The 18,654-nt window shown below is 67.2% G+C and carries 17 protein-coding genes; 14 read left to right on the top strand and 3 right to left on the bottom strand.

Going from position 1 to position 18,654, the window contains the following annotated elements; all coding sequences use genetic code 11:
• The first annotated feature begins 224 nt into the window (after nt 1-224).
• The 14 genes from KHP16_RS11310 to KHP16_RS11375 are packed head-to-tail and all read left to right on the top strand — an operon-like array spanning nt 225 to nt 14,251.
• Nucleotides 225-2,306, top strand: a complete 2,082-nt coding sequence (locus KHP16_RS11310; protein ID WP_244835758.1) for a glycosyl hydrolase family 18 protein — start codon at nt 225-227, stop codon at nt 2,304-2,306.
• A gap of 34 nt (nt 2,307-2,340) precedes the next feature.
• Nucleotides 2,341-2,793, top strand: a complete 453-nt coding sequence (gene gspG / locus KHP16_RS11315) for a type II secretion system major pseudopilin GspG (protein WP_109583255.1) — start codon at nt 2,341-2,343, stop codon at nt 2,791-2,793.
• An 11-nt stretch (nt 2,794-2,804) separates the two neighbouring features.
• Nucleotides 2,805-4,013, top strand: coding sequence for a type II secretion system F family protein (locus KHP16_RS11320; protein WP_109583254.1), 1,209 nt, complete (start codon nt 2,805-2,807; stop codon nt 4,011-4,013).
• A 3-nt stretch (nt 4,014-4,016) separates the two neighbouring features.
• On the top strand, nt 4,017-5,678 hold the full coding sequence (locus KHP16_RS11325; protein ID WP_121491563.1) for a GspE/PulE family protein: 1,662 nt from the start codon (nt 4,017-4,019) through the stop codon (nt 5,676-5,678).
• A gap of 14 nt (nt 5,679-5,692) precedes the next feature.
• Complete coding sequence (locus tag KHP16_RS11330) at nt 5,693-6,592, top strand: hypothetical protein (RefSeq protein WP_211960196.1); 900 nt, start codon at nt 5,693-5,695, stop codon at nt 6,590-6,592.
• On the top strand, nt 6,589-7,176 hold the full coding sequence (locus KHP16_RS11335; RefSeq protein ID WP_109583251.1) for a hypothetical protein: 588 nt from the start codon (nt 6,589-6,591) through the stop codon (nt 7,174-7,176). Before KHP16_RS11330 ends, KHP16_RS11335 begins: the two co-directional genes overlap by 4 nt.
• The gene (locus KHP16_RS11340; protein ID WP_115953171.1) at nt 7,173-7,691 is read left to right on the top strand and encodes a hypothetical protein; all 519 of its coding nucleotides are present in this window, start codon (nt 7,173-7,175) and stop codon (nt 7,689-7,691) included. Before KHP16_RS11335 ends, KHP16_RS11340 begins: the two co-directional genes overlap by 4 nt.
• Nucleotides 7,688-8,206 carry a hypothetical protein gene (locus KHP16_RS11345; RefSeq protein ID WP_211960197.1) on the top strand — a complete coding sequence of 173 codons (519 nt, stop codon included), beginning with the start codon at nt 7,688-7,690 and terminating at the stop codon, nt 8,204-8,206. Before KHP16_RS11340 ends, KHP16_RS11345 begins: the two co-directional genes overlap by 4 nt.
• The gene (locus tag KHP16_RS11350; RefSeq protein ID WP_211960198.1) at nt 8,203-10,101 is read left to right on the top strand and encodes a type II secretion system protein GspD; all 1,899 of its coding nucleotides are present in this window, start codon (nt 8,203-8,205) and stop codon (nt 10,099-10,101) included. The genes KHP16_RS11345 and KHP16_RS11350 overlap by 4 nt, the downstream gene beginning before the upstream one ends.
• 12 nt (nt 10,102-10,113) lie before the next feature.
• Entirely contained in the window at nt 10,114-10,578 is a 465-nt protein-coding gene (locus KHP16_RS11355) for a type II secretion system protein (RefSeq protein ID WP_109583247.1), read from the top strand.
• 8 nt (nt 10,579-10,586) lie between these two features.
• The gene (locus KHP16_RS11360; RefSeq protein WP_415831103.1) at nt 10,587-10,970 is read left to right on the top strand and encodes a prepilin-type N-terminal cleavage/methylation domain-containing protein; all 384 of its coding nucleotides are present in this window, start codon (nt 10,587-10,589) and stop codon (nt 10,968-10,970) included.
• Nucleotides 10,957-11,451, top strand: a complete 495-nt coding sequence (locus tag KHP16_RS11365) for a type II secretion system protein (RefSeq protein WP_109583246.1) — start codon at nt 10,957-10,959, stop codon at nt 11,449-11,451. The genes KHP16_RS11360 and KHP16_RS11365 overlap by 14 nt, the downstream gene beginning before the upstream one ends.
• 13 nt (nt 11,452-11,464) lie before the next feature.
• Entirely contained in the window at nt 11,465-13,513 is a 2,049-nt protein-coding gene (locus KHP16_RS28350; protein ID WP_244835759.1) for a glycoside hydrolase family 19 protein, read from the top strand.
• Between the two features lie 24 nt (nt 13,514-13,537).
• Nucleotides 13,538-14,251, top strand: coding sequence for a lytic transglycosylase domain-containing protein (locus KHP16_RS11375; RefSeq protein ID WP_115953167.1), 714 nt, complete (start codon nt 13,538-13,540; stop codon nt 14,249-14,251).
• Here the strand turns inward: KHP16_RS11375 and KHP16_RS11380 are convergent.
• The 3 genes from KHP16_RS11380 to nirD are packed head-to-tail and all read right to left on the bottom strand — an operon-like array spanning nt 14,192 to nt 18,625.
• On the bottom strand, nt 14,192-16,954 hold the full coding sequence (locus KHP16_RS11380; protein WP_211960200.1) for a nitrate reductase: 2,763 nt from the start codon (nt 16,952-16,954) through the stop codon (nt 14,192-14,194). The genes KHP16_RS11375 and KHP16_RS11380 overlap by 60 nt on opposite strands.
• A 28-nt stretch (nt 16,955-16,982) precedes the next feature.
• Complete coding sequence (locus KHP16_RS11385) at nt 16,983-18,236, bottom strand: NAD(P)/FAD-dependent oxidoreductase (protein ID WP_121491557.1); 1,254 nt, start codon at nt 18,234-18,236, stop codon at nt 16,983-16,985.
• Nucleotides 18,233-18,625 carry a nitrite reductase small subunit NirD gene (gene nirD / locus KHP16_RS11390; RefSeq protein WP_109583734.1) on the bottom strand — a complete coding sequence of 131 codons (393 nt, stop codon included), beginning with the start codon at nt 18,623-18,625 and terminating at the stop codon, nt 18,233-18,235. The genes KHP16_RS11385 and nirD overlap by 4 nt, the downstream gene beginning before the upstream one ends.
• Between the last annotated feature and the right edge of the window lie 29 nt (nt 18,626-18,654).

Consider the following 18,654-nt stretch of genomic DNA (forward strand, 5'->3'; position numbering starts at 1 on the left):
AAATAAAATTAATCCTTAATTCATTCGTGAATGCTTGCGCAACGCATGCGGAAGGCTATGCTGATTTCACGGCGCATATGTCTGGATGATTTGGTCTTTTGTGACTAGAAACGCCGCCTCTGTGCTTGCAGAGGAATGATTTCAGGTTGCTTTTGTTTTAAATAATAAATTTTGAAAAAAAGCGGAATTCGTAGGCGTCATAATCAAAAAATAGGGGGCGCGTCATGAAACGCTCATTGTTGCCCGCGGTATTCGCGATGCTGGCCGGCGCCGCCTTTGCGCAGCAGGCCTGGCAGGAGGGCGCCACGTATGCGACCGGCACACGGGTCACCTACAACGGGCGTCTCTATGAAGCGATGCAGGCGCATACGGCGTTTGTGGGCGCGGGATGGAATCCGGCGGCTTCGCCGACGTTGTGGCGCGATCTGGGGCCGGCAGGGACCCCCAGTCCGGCGCCGGCGCCAGCGCCTTCGCCCGCACCGGCACCGTCTCCATCGCCCTCTCCGGCACCCTCTCCGGCACCAACACCCAGTCCGAGTCCCGCGCCGGCCCCGGCGCCCGCCTCGGGGTGCTTTGCCGCCTGGTCGGGGAGCCAGGCCTACGCGGAGGCGGGCACGCGCGTCACCTATAACGGGCGCAACTATCGCAACAAGTGGTGGACGCAGGGGGAAAATCCCGCTCAGTCTGGCGCGTGGGGCGTCTGGGAAGATCTCGGCGCATGCTCGGGCACGCCCGCGCCGAGCCCGGCACCCGCACCCGCACCCGCACCCGCACCCGCACCGGCACCGGCACCGGCACCGGCACCAGCACCAGCACCCGCACCGGCACCGGCACCGGCACCGGCACCGGCACCGGCACCAGCACCGGCACCGGCACCAGCGCCGGCACCGGCACCGGCACCCGCGCCAGCACCGGCACCAACGCCGGCACCCGCACCGGCGCCCGCACCCAGTCCCGTGCCGGCTCCGGCGCCATCGGGGGCGCGCGAGGTGGGTGGATATTTCGCGCAGTGGGGCATCTATGGGCGCAACTACAAGGTCAAGAACATCGACACGTCGGGCGCCGCGCGGCACCTCACGTTCATCAACTACGCGTTCGGCAACGTCTATGCCAAGAACGGTGGCTACGAGTGCGACATCATCACCAAGGCGGAGCCAGGGGCCACGGACCCGAACAATCCTGAAGCGGGCACCGGTGGCGATGGCTGGGCGGATTACCAGAAGGGCTTCACGAGTGCGGAGTCCGTCGATGGCACGGCCGACGCGTGGGGCTTTGCGTGGGATGACCCGCGGAACGGCAAGGCGGGCCCGCTCAAAGGCAATTTCAACCAGCTGCTGCAGCTCAAGAAGAAGTATCCGAGCCTCAAGGTCATGATTTCGATCGGGGGATGGACGTGGTCCAAGTGGTTCGGCCGCGCCGCATCGACCGACGCCTTGCGCAAGCAGCTGGTCTCTTCATGCATCAATCTCTACATCAAGGGCAACCTGCCGTTCGACTCGGGCGGCAATGCCGGTGGAGAGGGTGTGGGCGCGGGAGTGTTCGACGGCATCGACATCGACTGGGAATTCCCGGGCGGCGGCGGCCAGCCGTACAACATCGTCGATCCGAACGACAAAAAGAACTTCACCGCGTTGCTTGCGGAGTTCCGCCGGCAACTCGATGCTGCTGGCTCCCAGATCGGCAAGCGGCTGCTGCTGACCGTCGCGATCGGTTCCGGAGGCGACAAGATCGCCAATACGGAGCCCGGCGAATACAGCAAGTCGCTCGACTGGATCAACATCATGTCCTACGACTATCACGGCGGCTGGGAGGCGACGGGTCCCACGGACTTCCAGTCGAACCTGTACGTCGATCCGGAGAGCCCGAACGCGAAGACCGAGATGGGCAAGACTTACAACGTCGATGCCTCGGTCAAGGGACTGCTCGCCGCGGGCGTCCCCGCGTCGAAGATCGTCGTCGGCGTGCCGATGTACGGACGCGGATGGACGGGCGTCACGCCGGGACCGAAGGGCGACGGACTCTATCAGCCCGCAGCCAAGCCCGCCGCTGGCGCGTACGAGGCGGGCATCGAGGACTACAAGATCCTCGTCAACAAGCCCGGGAAGGTTTACGAGCATCCGGTGGCGAAGCAGTCCTGGAAGTTCGACGGCACCACGTTCTGGTCGTACGACACGCCCGCCACGGTACGCACGAAGGTCAACTACGTGAAGCAGAACAACCTGCGCGGCGTGTTCTCGTGGGAGCTCGACGGCGATACCGCCGATGCGGAAATCATGAAGGTGATGGGCGAGGTCAATGGCCAGTAATCACAGGCCCGTGGACAAGCCGAAGAGAGGACATATGCCAGGACGCCTTCGCGAGAGAGACCGGCAGTGCCGCGAGACCGTCCGACGGCGCGGCTTCACGCTGCTCGAGTTGCTGGTGGTGCTGCTCATCATTGCGCTGCTGGCCGGGTACGTCGGGCCGCGGCTGTTCGGCGAGGTCGGCAAGGCCAAGACCAAGACGGCCGCATCGCAGATGAAGTCGATCGCCAACGCGCTCGACCGGTACCGGCTCGATACCGGGCGGTTTCCCAGCACCGAGGCGGGACTGCAGGCGCTGATGACCAATCAGGGCAATGTCACGGGATGGGACGGTCCCTACATGAGCAGCGACATGCCGGCCGATCCGTGGGGACGGCCCTATGTCTACCGCAGCCCCGGCGATGGCGGGAAGGACTACGACCTGCTGACGCTCGGCAGCGACGGCAAGCCGGGCGGCACCGGTGAGGATCAGGACGTCGTCAGCAAGTAGCAGGGACCGGCATGCGATATCGGGTTCGGGGCAGGTCGGACGGTGGCGAGCAAACGCTCGATATCGAGGCGGACGACGAGGCGCAGGTGCGAAGCACGGTGGAGGCCATGGGAATGGAACTGTTGGAGATCCTGCCGGACGACGCGTCGGGCCAGGGGCGCGGCGCGGGTCTTGCCGCAAGTCTTGCGTTCCGCAAGCCGGTCTTCGACAGCGCGCTGTTCACGCAGGAGCTCATCGCGTTGCTCGATGCGGGGCTGAGCCTGGTCGAGACCGTGGAGACGCTGCGCGACAAGAGCGCCCAGGGGATCAACCGCACCGTGCTGACGCGCATCGTCTCCGCGCTGTACGAGGGGTTGCCGTTGTCCAAGGCGCTGGAGCAGCAGCCCGAGCAGTTTCCCGTCCTGTATGTCGCCACCGTGGCTTCCGCGGAACGCACGGGCGCGTTGTCCGAAGCGCTCAAGCGCTACCACCATTACGATGCACGGCTCGCCGTCGTGCGCAAGAAGGTGGTGTCGTCGATGGTCTATCCCGTGATCGTCATCGCCGCGGGCACGCTGATCATCCTGTTCCTCGCGTTCTATGTGGTGCCGAAGTTCAGCAGCGTCTACGAATCGATGAAGGACATTCCCGCCAGCGCGCGCGTGATGCTGTGGTGGGGCAGGCTGGTCCACGCGCACGGCATGGTGCTGTTGCTGGGCATCGTCGTCACGCTCGCCGGGCTGGTGATGGGCTTGCGCACGGGCGCCGCGCGCGCATGGCTCCGGGACATGCTGACGCGGTTGCCGAAAGTGGCGACATACCAGCACCTGTTCGTGCTCACGCGCTTCTATCGCACGATGGGGCTGCTGCTGTCCGGTGGCATGCCCGTCGTGGCGGCGATGGAGATGTCCGCGCAGTTGCTCCCCGCGACCATGCGGCCGTCGCTGGCCCGCGCGCTGGAGGACATCCGCGCGGGCAGGTCGCTTTCCGCCGCGTTGCCCGCGGCGGGGCTCACCACGCCGGTGGCGGAGCGGCTGATCCGCGTGGGCGAGCAGAGCGGCGAACTCCCGAAGATGGTGACGCGTTCCGCCGAGTTCTGCGACGAGGAACTCGACCGGGCAATCGACACGCTCATGCGTGTGTTCGAGCCCGTGCTGATGCTCGTGGTCGGCGGCATCGTCGGTACGGTCATCTTTCTGCTGTACATGCCGATCTTTCAGCTGGCAGGCAGTGTGGGGTGAGAGATGGCGGCCGATCCCCGTTCGATGCAGGCGCAGCTCTGGGAGGCATCCGGCAAGGACCCCGGCGAATACCTGCGCCGCGTACATGATGCCTGCGGGCTGCGCGGCATCGACGCGGAGACGCTCGATGCGCTGACGCCTTGCTTCGACCTGCTGCCGTTTGCCGAGGCCATGGCGCACGATTGCCTGCTGGCGCGGGACGAGGCATCGCACGGCGCGAATGGCGGGGGAGAGGGGCAACTGCTGCTGATCCTCGCCAATCCATTTCTGCCTGAGCATCGCGCGTGGGCATTGCAACGCCTCCGTGTACGATTCCACTTCGCATTCTGCGTGCCGGGCGATCTGTCGTCATTCCTGGCGATGCACGAGGCCGCGCATCGCACGCTCGACCCGGTCAGCGGCGGGCTCGACGAGATTCGCGTTGGCGAGGCGGGTGTGGAGATCACCCTTGCGTCGCTCGCGGCGGACGTGCACCCGGTGGTGCGGCTCGTCAACTCCTCGCTGTACGACGCGCTCAAGTTCCGCGCGTCGGACATCCATATCGAGAGCGTCGCAGGCGGGCTCGTCATCAAGTACCGCATCGACGGCGTGCTGCAAACCACGGGGCGCGCCAATGGCGCGGAGGTGGCCGAGCAGGTGCTGTCGCGGCTCAAGGTCATGTCGGAGCTCGACATCGGCGAGCGTCGCGTGCCGCAGGATGGCCGCTTCAAGGCGCGGATCAATCATCGCGAGATCGACTTTCGCGTTTCCATCATGCCTTCCGTGCATGGCGAGGATGCTGTGCTGCGCGTGCTCGACAAGCAGCGTGGAGGGAAGGAGGACGCGCCGATGCGGCTCGATGCGATCGGTCACGAGGACGATATCGTCGCGGCGATCCGCGCCATCGCGCATGAGCCTTACGGGCTCATCCTCGTGACGGGGCCGACCGGCTCGGGCAAGTCCACGACGCTCTATGCCACGCTGTCCGAGATCAATACCGGCGAGGAAAAGATCATCACGATCGAGGATCCCGTCGAGTACGAACTGGCCGGTGTGCTGCAGATTCCCATCAACGACAAGAAGGGGCTGACCTTCGCGCGCGGGCTGCGATCGATCCTCCGGCACGACCCCGACAAGATCCTCGTCGGCGAGATTCGCGATGGCGAGACCGCGGGGATTGCCGTGCAGGCCGCGCTGACGGGCCACCTCGTGCTGACATCGGTGCATGCGAACAACGTGTTCGCGGTGCTCGACCGCTTTCTGCATATGGATGTCGATATACACAGTTTCGTGGAAGCGATGCTGGGTGCCGTGGCGCAGCGGCTGATGCGCCGGATTTGCCCGCACTGCGCGATCGACGACGCGCCGCCCGACGACGCGCTGCTCGCCGCGTCATGCCTGACGCGCGCGGAGGTAGCCGGCTGGCATTTCCGGCGCGGGGCGGGGTGCGATGCGTGCCGCAAGACGGGGTATCTCGGCCGGCAACCGATTGCCGAGGTGCTGCGATTCAACGATGCCGTCAAGCAATGCTTCGTCGAGCGACGGCCCGTGGGCGAACTCAAGCAGGTGGCGCGCGACAACGGCTTTATCCCTATCCGGCAGGTGGCGATGCGGGCGGTGGCTGACGGGCGTACCACCCTCGCGGAGGTCAACCGCGTGACGGTGGTGGAGGCCGCGCTGCCGTAGCGCGAGGAGGAACCATGCCGCAATGGCTCAACCAGTCGCGGTCGCTCATGGATCGCGCCGCCGTGTCGGGGCGCCGGTGGCGCGAGATGGTCGCCAGGTCGTTGATGGCGCGCAGGCTGGCGCTTGCCGGGTCGCGTGCCTCGGCATGGCATAGCCGCGTGGAACTATGGCTCGATGGCGAGCGGGGTTGCGCGCTGGACACGTCTGGCGTTGGCGAAAAGGCATTGCCGCTCGCGAGCAGTGGCGACGTCGGTGCCGCGCTCGCCGTGGTCGAGGCGCTCGCGCCGACACCCGCGAAGCGCGGCCTGCATACGCTGCGGGTGATCGTCGGCGCGCCGTTTGTCTGCTATTTCCCGCTGTCATGGCGGCCGATACCGACGCCCGAGGACTGGGTCGCGCAGGCGCGCACGCAGTTCGCGCGCGGGGGCTTCGGAAATCCGGGCGGATGGCGCTTCGTCGTACCCGACGCGGCCTGGGGCCAGTCGCGGCTGGCCGCGGCGATGCCGGAAGCGTTGTGCGCCGGGATCGAGCGGCTATGCGCGACGCGCAAGCTGCGGATCGCGGGCATCGAGCCGGGTTATGTATGCGCATGCCGGGACTACGCGGCGCGCATCGAGGATGGCCGCATCGCGGTGGTGGAGCTCGAGGACATTGCCGCAGAGGGCGCGATTGCGCATTGCGGGTTTCGCGCGGCGGGGCAGTGGACGGCATTCGTGACGCTGCCGGTCGCGGGGCCGGTCCTGGCGCACATCGACGATGCCATGCGCGATGCGACGATGTTGTGCGGGGTGGAGGCGCCCGAACGGACGTACGTCATCGGCACGGTGCGGGAAGCACGCGCGGAGCCCGGGGACGCCGATGACACGGCCGGGACGATGCATTGGCTGCCGACGCCTTGGGAGATCCCGCGATGAACCTCGCCGCGCTCGATTTTGCCAGGGGGAACCGGCCCCCGTCCGCGCCGGGGCTGATCGCCGTCGCGTTGGGCGTGGGCGTGCTGGTGGGCGCATTGCAGCTTCTGGGGGCGCTGCAGGAGCGGGGCCAGGCGCTCGACGCGCGCGACGATGCGATGGCCGCGCAGGAGCGGCAACGCGAGACCATCAGCAAGGCGCACCGCAACCTGGAGGACCCGCGCGCCCGCGAGCTCATGGCGATGCAACGGTACGCGACAGAGCCCGCGCGGCATCTGATCGAACATGGCTGGCGGCCGAACCTCGCGTTGCTGTCGGCGGAACTAGCCACCGCCACGCGCGAGATCAACCTCGTGTTCGAGACGCGCAGCGCGCAGGAGGCGCTGTCGTTCGCGGACTGGCTGGCCTCTCAACCCAACACGGAGCGCGTGGTCATCAAGCGGCAAGTCGAGAAGCCGGGGCCGCCGGTGAAGTCCGTCGAGACGGCGCTGCAGGTCATCTGGCGCCCGTATCGCGGCCTGCCGGCGGCCCCCGCGGCGGAGGGTGGCGCCAGTGCCTCAGCGCCCCCCGCCAAGGGGGCGCCGTGACGCGATGGCTATGGGAACTTCGCCGCGCGCGATGGCGCTTCGGCACGTTCGGCTGGCTGGCGCTGCTGCTGATGGTGGCGGCGACAGGCGTCGTCGTCATGGAGATTCTGCCGATGCGGGCGGACCTCGCGCGACGGGAGGAAGACCTTTCGCGGCGGGAAGCGGAACTCAAGCACGCCCCGACACCCGCCCCCGACGTAGTCGGCGGCGGCATGAACGCCGACCAGCGATTCTCGGTGTTCCTCCACAGCTTCCACGCCATCGCCAGCAAGCATGGCCTGTCGATTCCGCAGGTCACTTACCAGATGGCCACCGAGGACGAGGCATCGCTGCGACGCTACCTCGTGGAGGCCACGTTCACGGGCGCTTACCTGCCTGTCCGGATGTTCGTGTCCGACTTGCGGCTACTGCGTGGCGTTCGCATCGAGCGTGTATCGCTCTCGCGGACGGGCATCGACAAGACGCAGCTCGACGTGCGGCTCAAGTGTTCGTTTCTCGTCGAGGTGTCGCCATGAGCCGCGCGCGGATTCGCGAGCGCGTTGACGCCGCGCGCATGGCGTGGCCGGTGGCCTTGTTGCTCGGGCTGTCGAGTGTCCCGGCTGCTGCCCAACGGGGCGGGCAACCCGGAGCACCCGCGCAGCAAGGGGCACAACAAGGGGCACAACAAGGGGCATCGGGCGCGGCGGCAGAGCCGCCCATCGTGGACCTGTTCCCGAGTCAGTCCTGGCTCCCGCCACCGCCCCCGCCGCCCCCGCCACCTCCGCCCCCGCCGCCGCCGAAGGACCCGCCTCCGCTGCCGTTTCGCGTGCGGTCGCTATGGATCGACCCGCACGGGGACGTCTACGCGGTGCTGACGGTCGGCGCACAGGAGTTCCCGGTCTGCGCGGCATGCCAGAAGAAGGGCTTTCTGCGCGTGGGTAGCACGCTGCTCGGTGCCTACCGCATCGAACAGGTCACGCGGGACGAGATCGCGCTGACTTACCTGCCGATGAAGCGGCGCCAGTCGATATCACTGGGAGGCGGAAAATGAAACGGCTCGGTAGGGTGGCGGCCCGCGTGATCGTGTCGATGCTGCTGTGTTCCTGTGCCACCGACATGCGAAACCGCGAACTCGACCAGAGGCTTGCGGGCCTGCCGCCAGACGAGGCCTTGCAGGTGCTGGCACGGACGAGCGCGGAGTATCCGGACGACCTCGATATCCGGAGTCGCTATCTCGCCCAGCGGCGGCAGGTCGCGAATGACTACCTGTCGCGGGCAGTGGTGGCCTACGAGGCCGGCGACGCGGCGCAGGCACGCATGTTTGCGCAACGGGCGCAGGCGGCCGCGCCCGGCGACGACACGCCGACCTCGATGATCGAGTGGATCGACCGCCAGGCGCCGCTCGACATGGCGGTGGCGCATGCGGAAGCGGTACGCGGCGATCGCCCCGACGAGGCGCTGGCGATCGTCAACGACGTCCTGGCGAAGCAGCCCGCCAACGTTCGCGCCGGTCGCCTGCGCAACGAACTGACCGCCCCGAAAGGGCAGGACCTGGGCCCGCAACTGTCGCGCGACCTGAGCCAGCCCATCACGGTGCAGTTCCGCGACCAGCCGCTGATCAGCATCTTCGAGCTCGTGTCGAACATCACGGGACTCAACTTCACGTTCGACCGCGAGGTCGTCGCCACCGCGCCCACCACGATCTACGCGACCAACACGCCCGTGCGGCAGGTGCTGACGCTGGTGCTGCAGGCCAACCAGCTGGCCAGCAAGATCGTCAGCGGCAATTCGCTGCTCGTGTATCCGAAGCGGCAGGACAAGGAAGCCGAGTACCGGGACCTCGTCGTGCGGACGTTCTACCTTCATAACGCCCAGGCACCGCAGGTGCTGGCCACGCTGAAGCAAATGGTCAAGTCGAAGGACCTGATTCTCGACGAGCGGACCAACGCAATCATCATGCGCGACACCGCGGAGGCGATCAAGGTGGCCGAGCGGCTGGTTGCCGCACTCGACGTCGTGCCCGCCGAGGTCGTGATCGAGGCGCAGATCCTGGAAGTGAACGCGTCCGATCTGCTGCAACTGGGTATCCAGTATCCCGGACGCGTCGAGTTCACCGCGCAGCCGCTGCCTGACGACAACGACCCGACATCGCGCGTGCCCGGCGTGCTCACGCTCGATCAGCTTCGGCATCTGAACGGCAGCGACATCCTCGTGCGGCTCGGCGCGCCGTCGCTCGCGCTGGACATTCTGCAAAGCCAGGGCAAGACCAAGACGCTGGCGAACCCGCGCATTCGTGTGAGGAACCGCGAGAAGGCCAAGGTGCTGATCGGCGATCGGCTGCCGGTGGTGACGACCACGCTGTCGAGCAACTTCAGTTCGGAGAGCGTCAATTACCAGGACGTGGGGCTGACGCTCGAGGTCGCGCCGGTCATCGTCGGCAGCACCGAGGTGCAGGTCAAGATGCGGCTCGAGGTGTCGAACGTCACGGACAGAATCCAGACCGATAGCGGGCTCATCGTCTATCAGATCGGCACGCGATCCGCGGAGACCGTGATGAGCGTGCGCAACAATCAGACGCAGGTGCTGGCGGGGCTGCTCCAGCGCAACGAGCGCGATACGGGGCAGGGGCTGCCGGGGTTGAGCCGCATTCCGATTCTCGACCGGATCTTCGGCACGCGCACGCAGGAGGAAAAGCAGACCGAGCTCATCCTGCTGCTGACGCCGCGGGTGGTGCGGCATCAGGAGATGCCAGCCGGGCATATCGTGACGTTCGACTCGGGCACGGAAGGGCGCATCACGACCGAGCGCGACATCATCTCGGGGGATGTGCGGATGCCGCCGAGGGTGGGCGGGGCCCCCTCTGTGCCGCCGTCTGTGCCAACGTCTGTGCCAACCCCGGCGCCACCGCCCGCGGCGCCGCCCGGGTCGCGCCCGCCGGGGCAGTAGGAGGGCGGTGTCATGCGCGGCTTCACGTTGATCGAAATGCTGGTGACACTTGCGATCGTCGCGATGCTCGCGTCGGTGGCGTTGCCACTGACGCAGGTGGCGGCGCAGCGTGCGAAGGAGGAAGAACTTAAACGCATGCTCTGGAAGATGCGCGATGCGATCGACGCGTACAAGGCCGCTGCCGAGGCCGGCAAGATCGATCGCACGATCGGTGACAGCGGCTATCCCGCGACGCTAGAGACGCTCGTCGAGGGGGTGCCCGACAAGACGAGTCCCACGAAGGCGCGCATCTACTTTCTGCGCCGGATTCCGCGCGATCCCATGTGCGATTGCCCGAGCACGGCGGACGCGAAGACCTGGGGGCGCCGCAGCTATGCGAGCCCGGCGGATGCGCCGCGCGAGGGGGTGGATGTCTATGACGTGTATTCGCAGTCGGCGGATGTCGGGCTCAACGGTGTGCCTTACCGGCAATGGTGACCGCCGTGATGCGTCCGATCGATCTTGTCCGCAGAGGGTTCACGCTGATCGAGCTGCTCGTGGTGCTTGCGATTCTGGCGACGCTGCTCACGCTGGTCGTGCCGCGTTATTTCGGGCAGGCGGACAAGGCGCGGGAGACCGTGCTGCGCGAGAACCTGACGGCGATGCGCGACTCGATCGACAGGTTTCGGGCGGATGAGGGGCGGTATCCGGGGTCGCTCGAGGAACTCGTGCAGAAGCGCTACCTGCGGGAGATTCCGCTCGACACGGTGACCCAGAGCCGCAGCACGTGGAAGACGGTGCCGGCGCCGGATGGAAAACCCGGGGTGTATGACGTGCGGAGTGGCGCGAGTGGGAAGGGAAAAGATGGGACCGATTATGGGACGTGGTGACAGGCGCTTTCGTCCGGCGCGCCGGGAGCGCGGGTTCGGGATCATCTGGGCGCTGATGTGCGTGGCGCTGATGGGCATCTGGCTCGCGCGCGTGGGGGAGATGTGGTCCACGCTCGCGCAGCGCTCGCGCGAAGAGGAACTGCTGCGCAACGGGCACGCCATCCACGCGGCGATCCGCGCGTACGTCGCGGCCGATGCAAGCGGCGCGTATCCGCGCGACTTCTCCGATCTGCTGTCCGACCCGCGCGCGTCGTTTGCGCGGCGGTTCCTGCGGGCGCAATACCGCGATCCGATGGGCGAAGCCGACTGGCAGGTCATACGCGGGCCCTCGGGGGAGCTCTATGGCGTGTACAGCAACGCGCCGGGCATACCGCTCAAGCAGGACGGTTTTCCCGACGAGTACGCGAGCTTCTCTCTGCAGAAGAGCTACAGCGAATGGAAGTTCGTGCATTACCCAAGCAACAGCATGATGCGGCGCTGAAGGAGACTGGACTATGGCATTCCATCACAGGACGCTGCCGCTGTTGAGCGCGGCGATGGCGATCGTCACGGGGGCGGCCTTCGGACAAGAGGCATGGCGCGAGGGCGCGACGTATGCGGCGGGCGCGCAGGTCGCGTACAACGGACGCGTGTATCAGGCGCTGCAGGCGCATACCGCATTTGTCGGCGCCGGGTGGAATCCGGCGGTGTCTCCCACGCTGTGGCGAGACATCGGGCCGGCAGGCACGCCGAGCCCGGCGCCGGTGCCGGCACCATCGCCATCGCCATCGCCATCGCCATCGCCAGCTCCAGCTCCAGCTCCAGCTCCAGCCCCAGGGCCGAGCCCGAGCCCAGCGCCCGCCCCCGCGCCCGCGGGTGCCTGTTTTGCTGCGTGGTCGGGCGGGCAGGCGTACGCGGAGGCGGGCACGCGCGTCTCCTACAACGGCCGCAACTATCGCAACAAGTGGTGGACACAGGGCGACAATCCCGCGCAGTCCGGGGCGTGGGGCGTCTGGGAAGATCTCGGGCCGTGCGCGGGAACACCGGCGCCGAGCCCGGCGCCCGCGCCATCGCCTGCGCCGACGCCCGCACCGGCGCCTGCACCAGCTCCGGCTCCGGCGCCTGCACCAGCTCCGGCTCCGGCGCCTGCTCCAGCGCCAGCGCCAGTGCCAGCGCCAGCACCAGCACCAGCACCAGCACCAGCACCAGCACCAGCACCAGCACCAGCACCGGCACCGGCACCGGCACCGGCACCGGCACCGGCACCGGCACCGGCACCGGCACCGGCCGCCGCGGCGTACAAGCCGAAGATCACGTACATCGCCGAGCCCGCCGGCTATCCCTCCGCATCGGAGCTCGCCCAATACGAGGCGTCGCTGGTAGATCAAACGGCTGGGCAGATCGCGCTTATCCGCGACGCGCTACGCGTGCTGCCAGATGCGGAAGTCGAGTTCGTCCAACCGGGCCGCCAGGACAACCCGTCGAACGTCAGGCGCGTGGAGCAAGTTCTGCCCGAGGCCAGGTTCGACGCCATCTTCCCCATCCGCCACAGCCAATACGCCTACGTGAACCTCCTCCGGGGCATCGCCAAATTCCCGGCCTATTGCGGCGACTACAAGGACGGCCGCGATGCCGTCGCCATCTGCAAGAAGCTGCTCGCCACGTCGTTCGCACACTTCGTGCAGGAAACCGGCGCGAACTGGCCATCGCTCACTCCGGCACAAGCACGATCGGGCTACCCCGAGCACAATAACCCCGTCCTCGCGAAGATGCCGCAAGACGCGCCCATCGACGCATGGCGGCAAGGCTTGTGGTTCCTCAGGGAATCCGGCTATGAAGAAGGCTCGTCGGTCGGCGCCTACCAGCAATGCGCCCCGGGTTCCCACGCCACCAACTGGATCTTCTACCCCTGCGCAAAGAACGCCAGCGGCCAGTTCCTGGACTACTTCGGCCGCGGCGCCAAGCAGCTGTCGTGGAACTACAACTTCGGTCCGTTCTCGCAAGCCTTGTACGGCGACGTCAACCTGCTGCTGGACAATCCGGGCAAGGTCGCCGACACGTGGCTGAACTTCGCGTCGGCAGTGTGGTTCGCCGTCACGCCACAAACGCCGAAGCCCCCCATGACATGGGTGATCGACGGCACATGGACCCCCAATGCGGTGGACCTCGCCAACAACATGAAGCCTGGCTTCGGCGCGACGGTGTACATCATCAACGGCGGCATCGAGTGCGGCGGTGGCGGCGCGGAAAAGCCGCAGGTGGCCAATCGCATCGCCGCCTATCGCGCCATGGCGGAGGAACTCGGCGTGCCGATTCTCCCCGACGAACCGCTCGGCTGCGCCAACATGCGCGGCTTCATCGAGGGATCGGCCGCCGCGGTCAAGGCGTATCTGGACAAGGACTGGTCGTGGCGCGACGGCAAGCCGGCCATCGGCTGCAAGCTGGTGGACTACCAGATGCCGTTCTCGCTCGTGATCCCAGGCGACTACAAGCGGTGCACCGACTACTTCTTCCGTGGCAAGGTCGAGTACAACGGTCAGGTCGTCGTGGACAACACGAAGTAGCACGTCGAAAGGCCGAGGCGCGAGATGTCCATCTTCACGCTCCGCAGGCTGCTTGGCCGGTTGCTCGCGACCGCCATCGCGGCGACGGTCGGCCTTGCGCTGGCGGCGCTCCTGATGCCGGCGTCCGCATGGGCCATGCTCGTCTGCACGGACCCGGGCGGCGCCACGCTGTACGCCAGCCAGCGTGTACAAGGCATGGTGTGCCGCCGCGTGCCGGGCATCGATGTGGCCGTCACGGTCAGACGCGAGCCCGCGCAGCCCTATGGACTGCGCCCGCTGGACACCGCATCCTACGCAAGAGAGATCGATGCGGTCGCGCGCGAGTACGGCATCGACGCGGCTACCGTGCGCGCCATCATCCATGTGGAGTCGGCCTTCAATCCGCGCGCGGTGTCGCGCGCGGGGGCGCAGGGACTCATGCAACTGATGCCGGGCACCGCGCTGCGCTTTGGCGTTCGAGACGCCTTCGATTCGACGGACAACATCCGGGGCGGCGTGAGGTATTACGCGTGGCTGCTGGCCCGCTTCAGCGGCAGCGTCGACCTCGCGCTAGCGGGCTTCAACGCAGGCGAGGCGGCCGTGGAGCGGTACGGCGGCATTCCACCGTACGCGGAAACACAGCGCTATGTCAGCGCGGTGCGTCAGATGATCGCGCGTTACCGGCTGGCGGCCTCAGCGTCAGGCCGCCTCGGCGACGCGAATCTCCGCCAGCAGCTTCTTGAGTTCAGGCACACATGACCCGCAATTGCCGCCGGCCTTCACGCACTGCGTGATCTCGGCAGGTGTCTTGAGGTCGTGCTTGCGCACCGCATCGCAGATCGTATTGCGCCCCACGCCGAAGCAGGAGCACACCGTCGGGCCCGCGTCCGCGACCTTTTCCATCGGCTGACCCAGCAGCAGGCCAATGCGGTCCGTGTCCTCGAGCCGCGCGTGCGAGAACAGTTGCGACAGCCATGTGCGCGATGGCAGGTCGGGCCGCGTGGACACGTACACGCAGGCGGCGAGCCGGTCGTCGACCACATAGCCCGCGTGGTAGACGCCGGCCGTGCGATCTTCGTACTCGATCCAGTCGGCATTGGGGTCCGTCACGCCGAGCAGTTCCCGCGCCCATGCGGAACGATCCGCCACGGTCTCGCGCCCCGCGAACTCGTAGCGATGAAACTCGCGGCCCTGCACGCGCGTCCACCACGTCAGCCGATCGAGATCCACACCGTCGCGTGCCAGGGCAAAGCCATGCCACGACACGCGGAACTCTTCCACGCGCACGGGCGTGTGCTTGAATTCGGGCTCTCCGGACACGGGATCTACGGCGGGATTGACCACCGCGCCGACGCGCGCGTCGGAGCTGAACTGATCGTTCCAGTGGATCGGCACGAACACCGTGCCACGCGCGATACCGCCGCCGTGCCGGACACGTGCGACCATCGCGCCCCACTGACTCGTCACGCGCGCCAGACGGCCCTCGCTCACGCCACAGAGCAGCGCGTCCTGCGGATGCATGTCGACGATCGGCTCGGGTACGTGTTCGCCGAGCCGCGCGGAACGGCCCGTGCGCGTCATCGTATGCCATTGGTCGCGCACGCGGCCGGTGTTGAGCACCAGTGGATACGCGTCGTCCGTCGCATGCATCGGCGCGCGCGGCGGCGTCGGCACGAAGCGCGCGCGGCCATCGGGATGCGCATAACGGCCGTCGGTGAACAGACGCCGCGTGCCGCCGTGACCGTGTTGGGACAGCGGCCATTGCACGGGTTCGAGCGCGTCGTAGTCCTGCCTGTTCAGCCCCGCGAGCCCGCCGATATCGAACGCGCGCCACGCATCGCCCTCGGCGCCCGTGTCGTTCCGATAAGCGGACAGCCGCGCATGCTCGTCGAAGATTTCGTGCGCCGACGTGTAGTCGAAGCCGGCAAAGCCCATGCGGCGCGCCACATCGCTGACGATGTCCCAGTCCGCGCGCGCTTCGCCCGGCACGGGGAGGAAAGCGCGCTGACGCGAGATGCGGCGCTCGGTGTTGGTCACCGTGCCGTCCTTTTCGCCCCAGCCCAGCGCGGGCAACAGGATGCGCGCGGCGTCGTTGGTGTCGGTCCGCACGACGATATCGGAGGCGACCACGAGTTCGCACTTCGCGAGCGCGCGGCGGGCCTGGTCGGCATCGGGCAGGCTGACGAGCGGATTGGTGGCCATTACCCACACTGCCTTGACGCGCCCGGATTCGATCGCCCGGAACAAGTCCACGGCCTTGAGCCCGGGCTTGTCTGCCATGGCGGGCGACTGCCAGAACGTCTGCACGATGTCCCGATGCAGCGGATCGGCCAGTTCCATATGCGCGGCCAACATGTTGGCCAGACCGCCCACTTCGCGGCCGCCCATGGCATTAGGCTGGCCCGTCAGCGAGAAGGGTCCCATCGCCGGCGCGCCGATGCGCCCCGTCAGCAGATGGCAGTTGATGATGCTGTTGACCTTGTCGGTGCCCGACGACGACTGGTTCACGCCCATCGAAAACGCGGTGACCACCTTGCGCGTGCCCGCGAACAGCGCGTAGAACGCTTCGAGGTCTTGCGGATCGAGCCGGCACGCCCTGGCCACGGCGGCCACGTCCATGGTCTCCGCATCGGCCGCGCGCAGGGCCTCGTCGAGCCCCGCCGTATGCGCGGCGACGAATGCCTCGTCCACATGGCCATGGCGTGCGAGGTATGCAAGCAAGCCGTTGAACAGCGTCACATCGCTGCCGGCGCGCAGCGGCAGATGCATGTCCGCCATTTCGCACGTGGCGGTGCGGCGCGGATCGATGACCACGATCTTCATGTCGGGCCGCGCCTCGCGCGCCTTCGACAGCCGCTGGAACAGGATCGGATGGCACCACGCGGTGTTGGAGCCCACCAGCACCACGAGGTCCGCCTGCTCCAGGTCCTCGTAGCTGCACGGCACGAGGTCCTCGCCGAACGCGCGCTTGTGTCCCGCCACGGCCGACGACATGCACAGGCGCGAGTTGGTGTCGATGTTCGCCGACCCGATAAAGCCCTTCATGAGCTTGTTGGCGACGTAGTAGTCCTCGGTCAGGATCTGGCCCGACACATACAGCGCGACCGCATCGGGACCGTGTTCGGCAACGACCTTCGAGAAGCCCTGTGCCACGGCATCCAGCGCGGTGTCCCACGACACGCGGCGCAGCGTGCCGTCGGCCTCGCGCATCTGCGGATGCAACAGGCGGCCGTCGAGCGACACCGTGTCGCCGAGCGCGGATCCCTTGACGCAGAGGCGGCCGTAGTTCGACGCGTGATCCGCGTCGCCCTGGATCTCCACCTGACCGTCGGCGCGCACGGTCGCCTTGACGCCGCAGCCGACGCCGCAGTACGGGCATGTGGTCGAGGTCGAGGTCGAGGTCGTGGTCGTCGGCGTGGCGGTCGTGGTGGCCGAAATGACGGCAATATCGGACAAGTTCACGCTAGTGTCTCTCGTTACGGAATGCGAGTCAGGCAGCGGCCAGCGCTTCGCACTGCGCCTTGCCGAACAGCAGGCGCTGGCGCAGCGCATGTACGGGCTGGCCAGTCTGAATCAGGTCGAAGTACCACGGGCCGTCCTTGACGTCGCCGTACAGCACCGCGCCGACGAGCTTGCCGTTCTGCAGCACCAGGCGCTTGTAGATGCCGCGGCGGGGGTCTCGCAGCACGAGGTCCTCGCTGCCTTCGCCGCCGATGAAATCGCCGGCAGAATACAGGTCCACGCCGGTCACCTTGAGCTTGGTCGCGGTCGCCTGCTGCACGTAGCGGCGATGGCCCGCGCCCGCGAGATGGGCGGCGCAGACGCGCGCCTGATCCCAGATAGGGGCGACGAGGCCGAACGTCGCGCGGCGGTGCTGCACGCACTCGCCCACCGCGTAGACGCGCGGGTCGAACGTCTGCAGCGTGTCGTCAACGACGATCGCGCGCTCGCAATGCAGACCGGCGCTGGCCGCGAGCGCGATGTTCGGCCGTACGCCGGCGGTCATGACGACGAGGTCCGCCGGGATCTCGCTGCCATCCTTGAAGCGCACGCCGATGACGCGCGGCGATTCGCCGACGTCACCGAGGATGGCTTCGGTCTGCGCCGCCAGCAGGAAGCGCAGGCCCTTGCGTTCGAGGGCCACCTTGAGGAGCGCGGAGGCGGGCTTGTCGAGCTGGCGCTCCATCAGGCTGTCGGTGTTGTGCACGACGGTGACCTGCATGCCCTGACGCAGCAGGCCGTTGGCGGCTTCCAGCCCGAGCAGGCCGCCCCCGATGACCACCGCGTGACGATGATCTCGCGCGGCGGCCAGCATTTTCTCGACGTCCTGAATGTCGCGGAACGCGATCACGCCGTCGAGCGTGTGGCCCGGCACCGGCAGGATGAACGGCGTGGAGCCCGTGGCGATCAGCAGGCGGTCATATTTGACTTCGCGGCCCGATTGCGCGCGCACGACGCGGCGCGGGCGGTCGATCGCCACGACGGGGTCGCCCGCGAACAGCTCGATGCCGTTCTGCGTGTACCACTCCCGCGTGTTGAGCATGATGTCATCGACGGTCTTCTCGCCCGCGAGCACCGGTGACAGCAGGATGCGGTTGTAGTTGCCGTGCGGCTCGGCGCCGAACACGGTGATGTCATACAGGTCGGGCGCCAGCTTCAGCAGTTCCTCGACCGTGCGCATGCCGGCCATGCCGTTGCCGATCACGACGAGGCGGGGCTTGCGGGAAGCTGGCGTGGACGTCATGCGGCAAGCTCCTCTGTTTCGCTCTCCGTCATCGCGCCGGTGTCGATGGGCGCCACCCAGACCTTGCCATCGTAGACGCGCGCGGAGAACGCCTGCACCGAATGCTCAGGCGCTTCCAGGCACTCGCCGGTACGCAGGTCGAAGTGCTGCTTGTAGATCGGCGACGCCACCACGAGGCGGTCGCCCAGATTGCCGACGATACCGCGCGACAGCACGGCGGCCTGCGAGTTGGGGTCGAAGTTGGCGATGGCATAGACCTCTTCGCCGCGGCCAATGCGGAAAACTGCAACCTGCTGGTCGTCGACCAATGCGCACACACCAGTATTGGGCACGATATCGCGCAAGGTGCAGATGGCAGTCCAGGTTTCGTTCCGATGCGTATGGCTCATCACGTTCTCCATTCGTTTTCGGCGCCTTT

It is taken from the genome of Cupriavidus plantarum, from assembly GCF_905397285.1.
In the GTDB taxonomy this organism is placed as follows: domain Bacteria; phylum Pseudomonadota; class Gammaproteobacteria; order Burkholderiales; family Burkholderiaceae; genus Cupriavidus; species Cupriavidus plantarum.

Coding starts and splice junctions, on each gene's coding strand:
- KHP16_RS11310 (WP_244835758.1), top strand. CDS start 225: ATGAAACGCTCATTGTTGCCCGCGGTATTCGCGATGCTGGCCGGCGCC.
- gspG (WP_109583255.1), top strand. CDS start 2,341: ATGCCAGGACGCCTTCGCGAGAGAGACCGGCAGTGCCGCGAGACCGTC.
- KHP16_RS11320 (WP_109583254.1), top strand. CDS start 2,805: ATGCGATATCGGGTTCGGGGCAGGTCGGACGGTGGCGAGCAAACGCTC.
- KHP16_RS11325 (WP_121491563.1), top strand. CDS start 4,017: ATGGCGGCCGATCCCCGTTCGATGCAGGCGCAGCTCTGGGAGGCATCC.
- KHP16_RS11330 (WP_211960196.1), top strand. CDS start 5,693: ATGCCGCAATGGCTCAACCAGTCGCGGTCGCTCATGGATCGCGCCGCC.
- KHP16_RS11335 (WP_109583251.1), top strand. CDS start 6,589: ATGAACCTCGCCGCGCTCGATTTTGCCAGGGGGAACCGGCCCCCGTCC.
- KHP16_RS11345 (WP_211960197.1), top strand. CDS start 7,688: ATGAGCCGCGCGCGGATTCGCGAGCGCGTTGACGCCGCGCGCATGGCG.
- KHP16_RS11350 (WP_211960198.1), top strand. CDS start 8,203: ATGAAACGGCTCGGTAGGGTGGCGGCCCGCGTGATCGTGTCGATGCTG.
- KHP16_RS11355 (WP_109583247.1), top strand. CDS start 10,114: ATGCGCGGCTTCACGTTGATCGAAATGCTGGTGACACTTGCGATCGTC.
- KHP16_RS11360 (WP_415831103.1), top strand. CDS start 10,587: ATGCGTCCGATCGATCTTGTCCGCAGAGGGTTCACGCTGATCGAGCTG.
- KHP16_RS11365 (WP_109583246.1), top strand. CDS start 10,957: ATGGGACGTGGTGACAGGCGCTTTCGTCCGGCGCGCCGGGAGCGCGGG.
- KHP16_RS28350 (WP_244835759.1), top strand. CDS start 11,465: ATGGCATTCCATCACAGGACGCTGCCGCTGTTGAGCGCGGCGATGGCG.
- KHP16_RS11375 (WP_115953167.1), top strand. CDS start 13,538: ATGTCCATCTTCACGCTCCGCAGGCTGCTTGGCCGGTTGCTCGCGACC.
- KHP16_RS11385 (WP_121491557.1), bottom strand. CDS start 18,236: ATGACGTCCACGCCAGCTTCCCGCAAGCCCCGCCTCGTCGTGATCGGC.
- nirD (WP_109583734.1), bottom strand. CDS start 18,625: ATGAGCCATACGCATCGGAACGAAACCTGGACTGCCATCTGCACCTTG.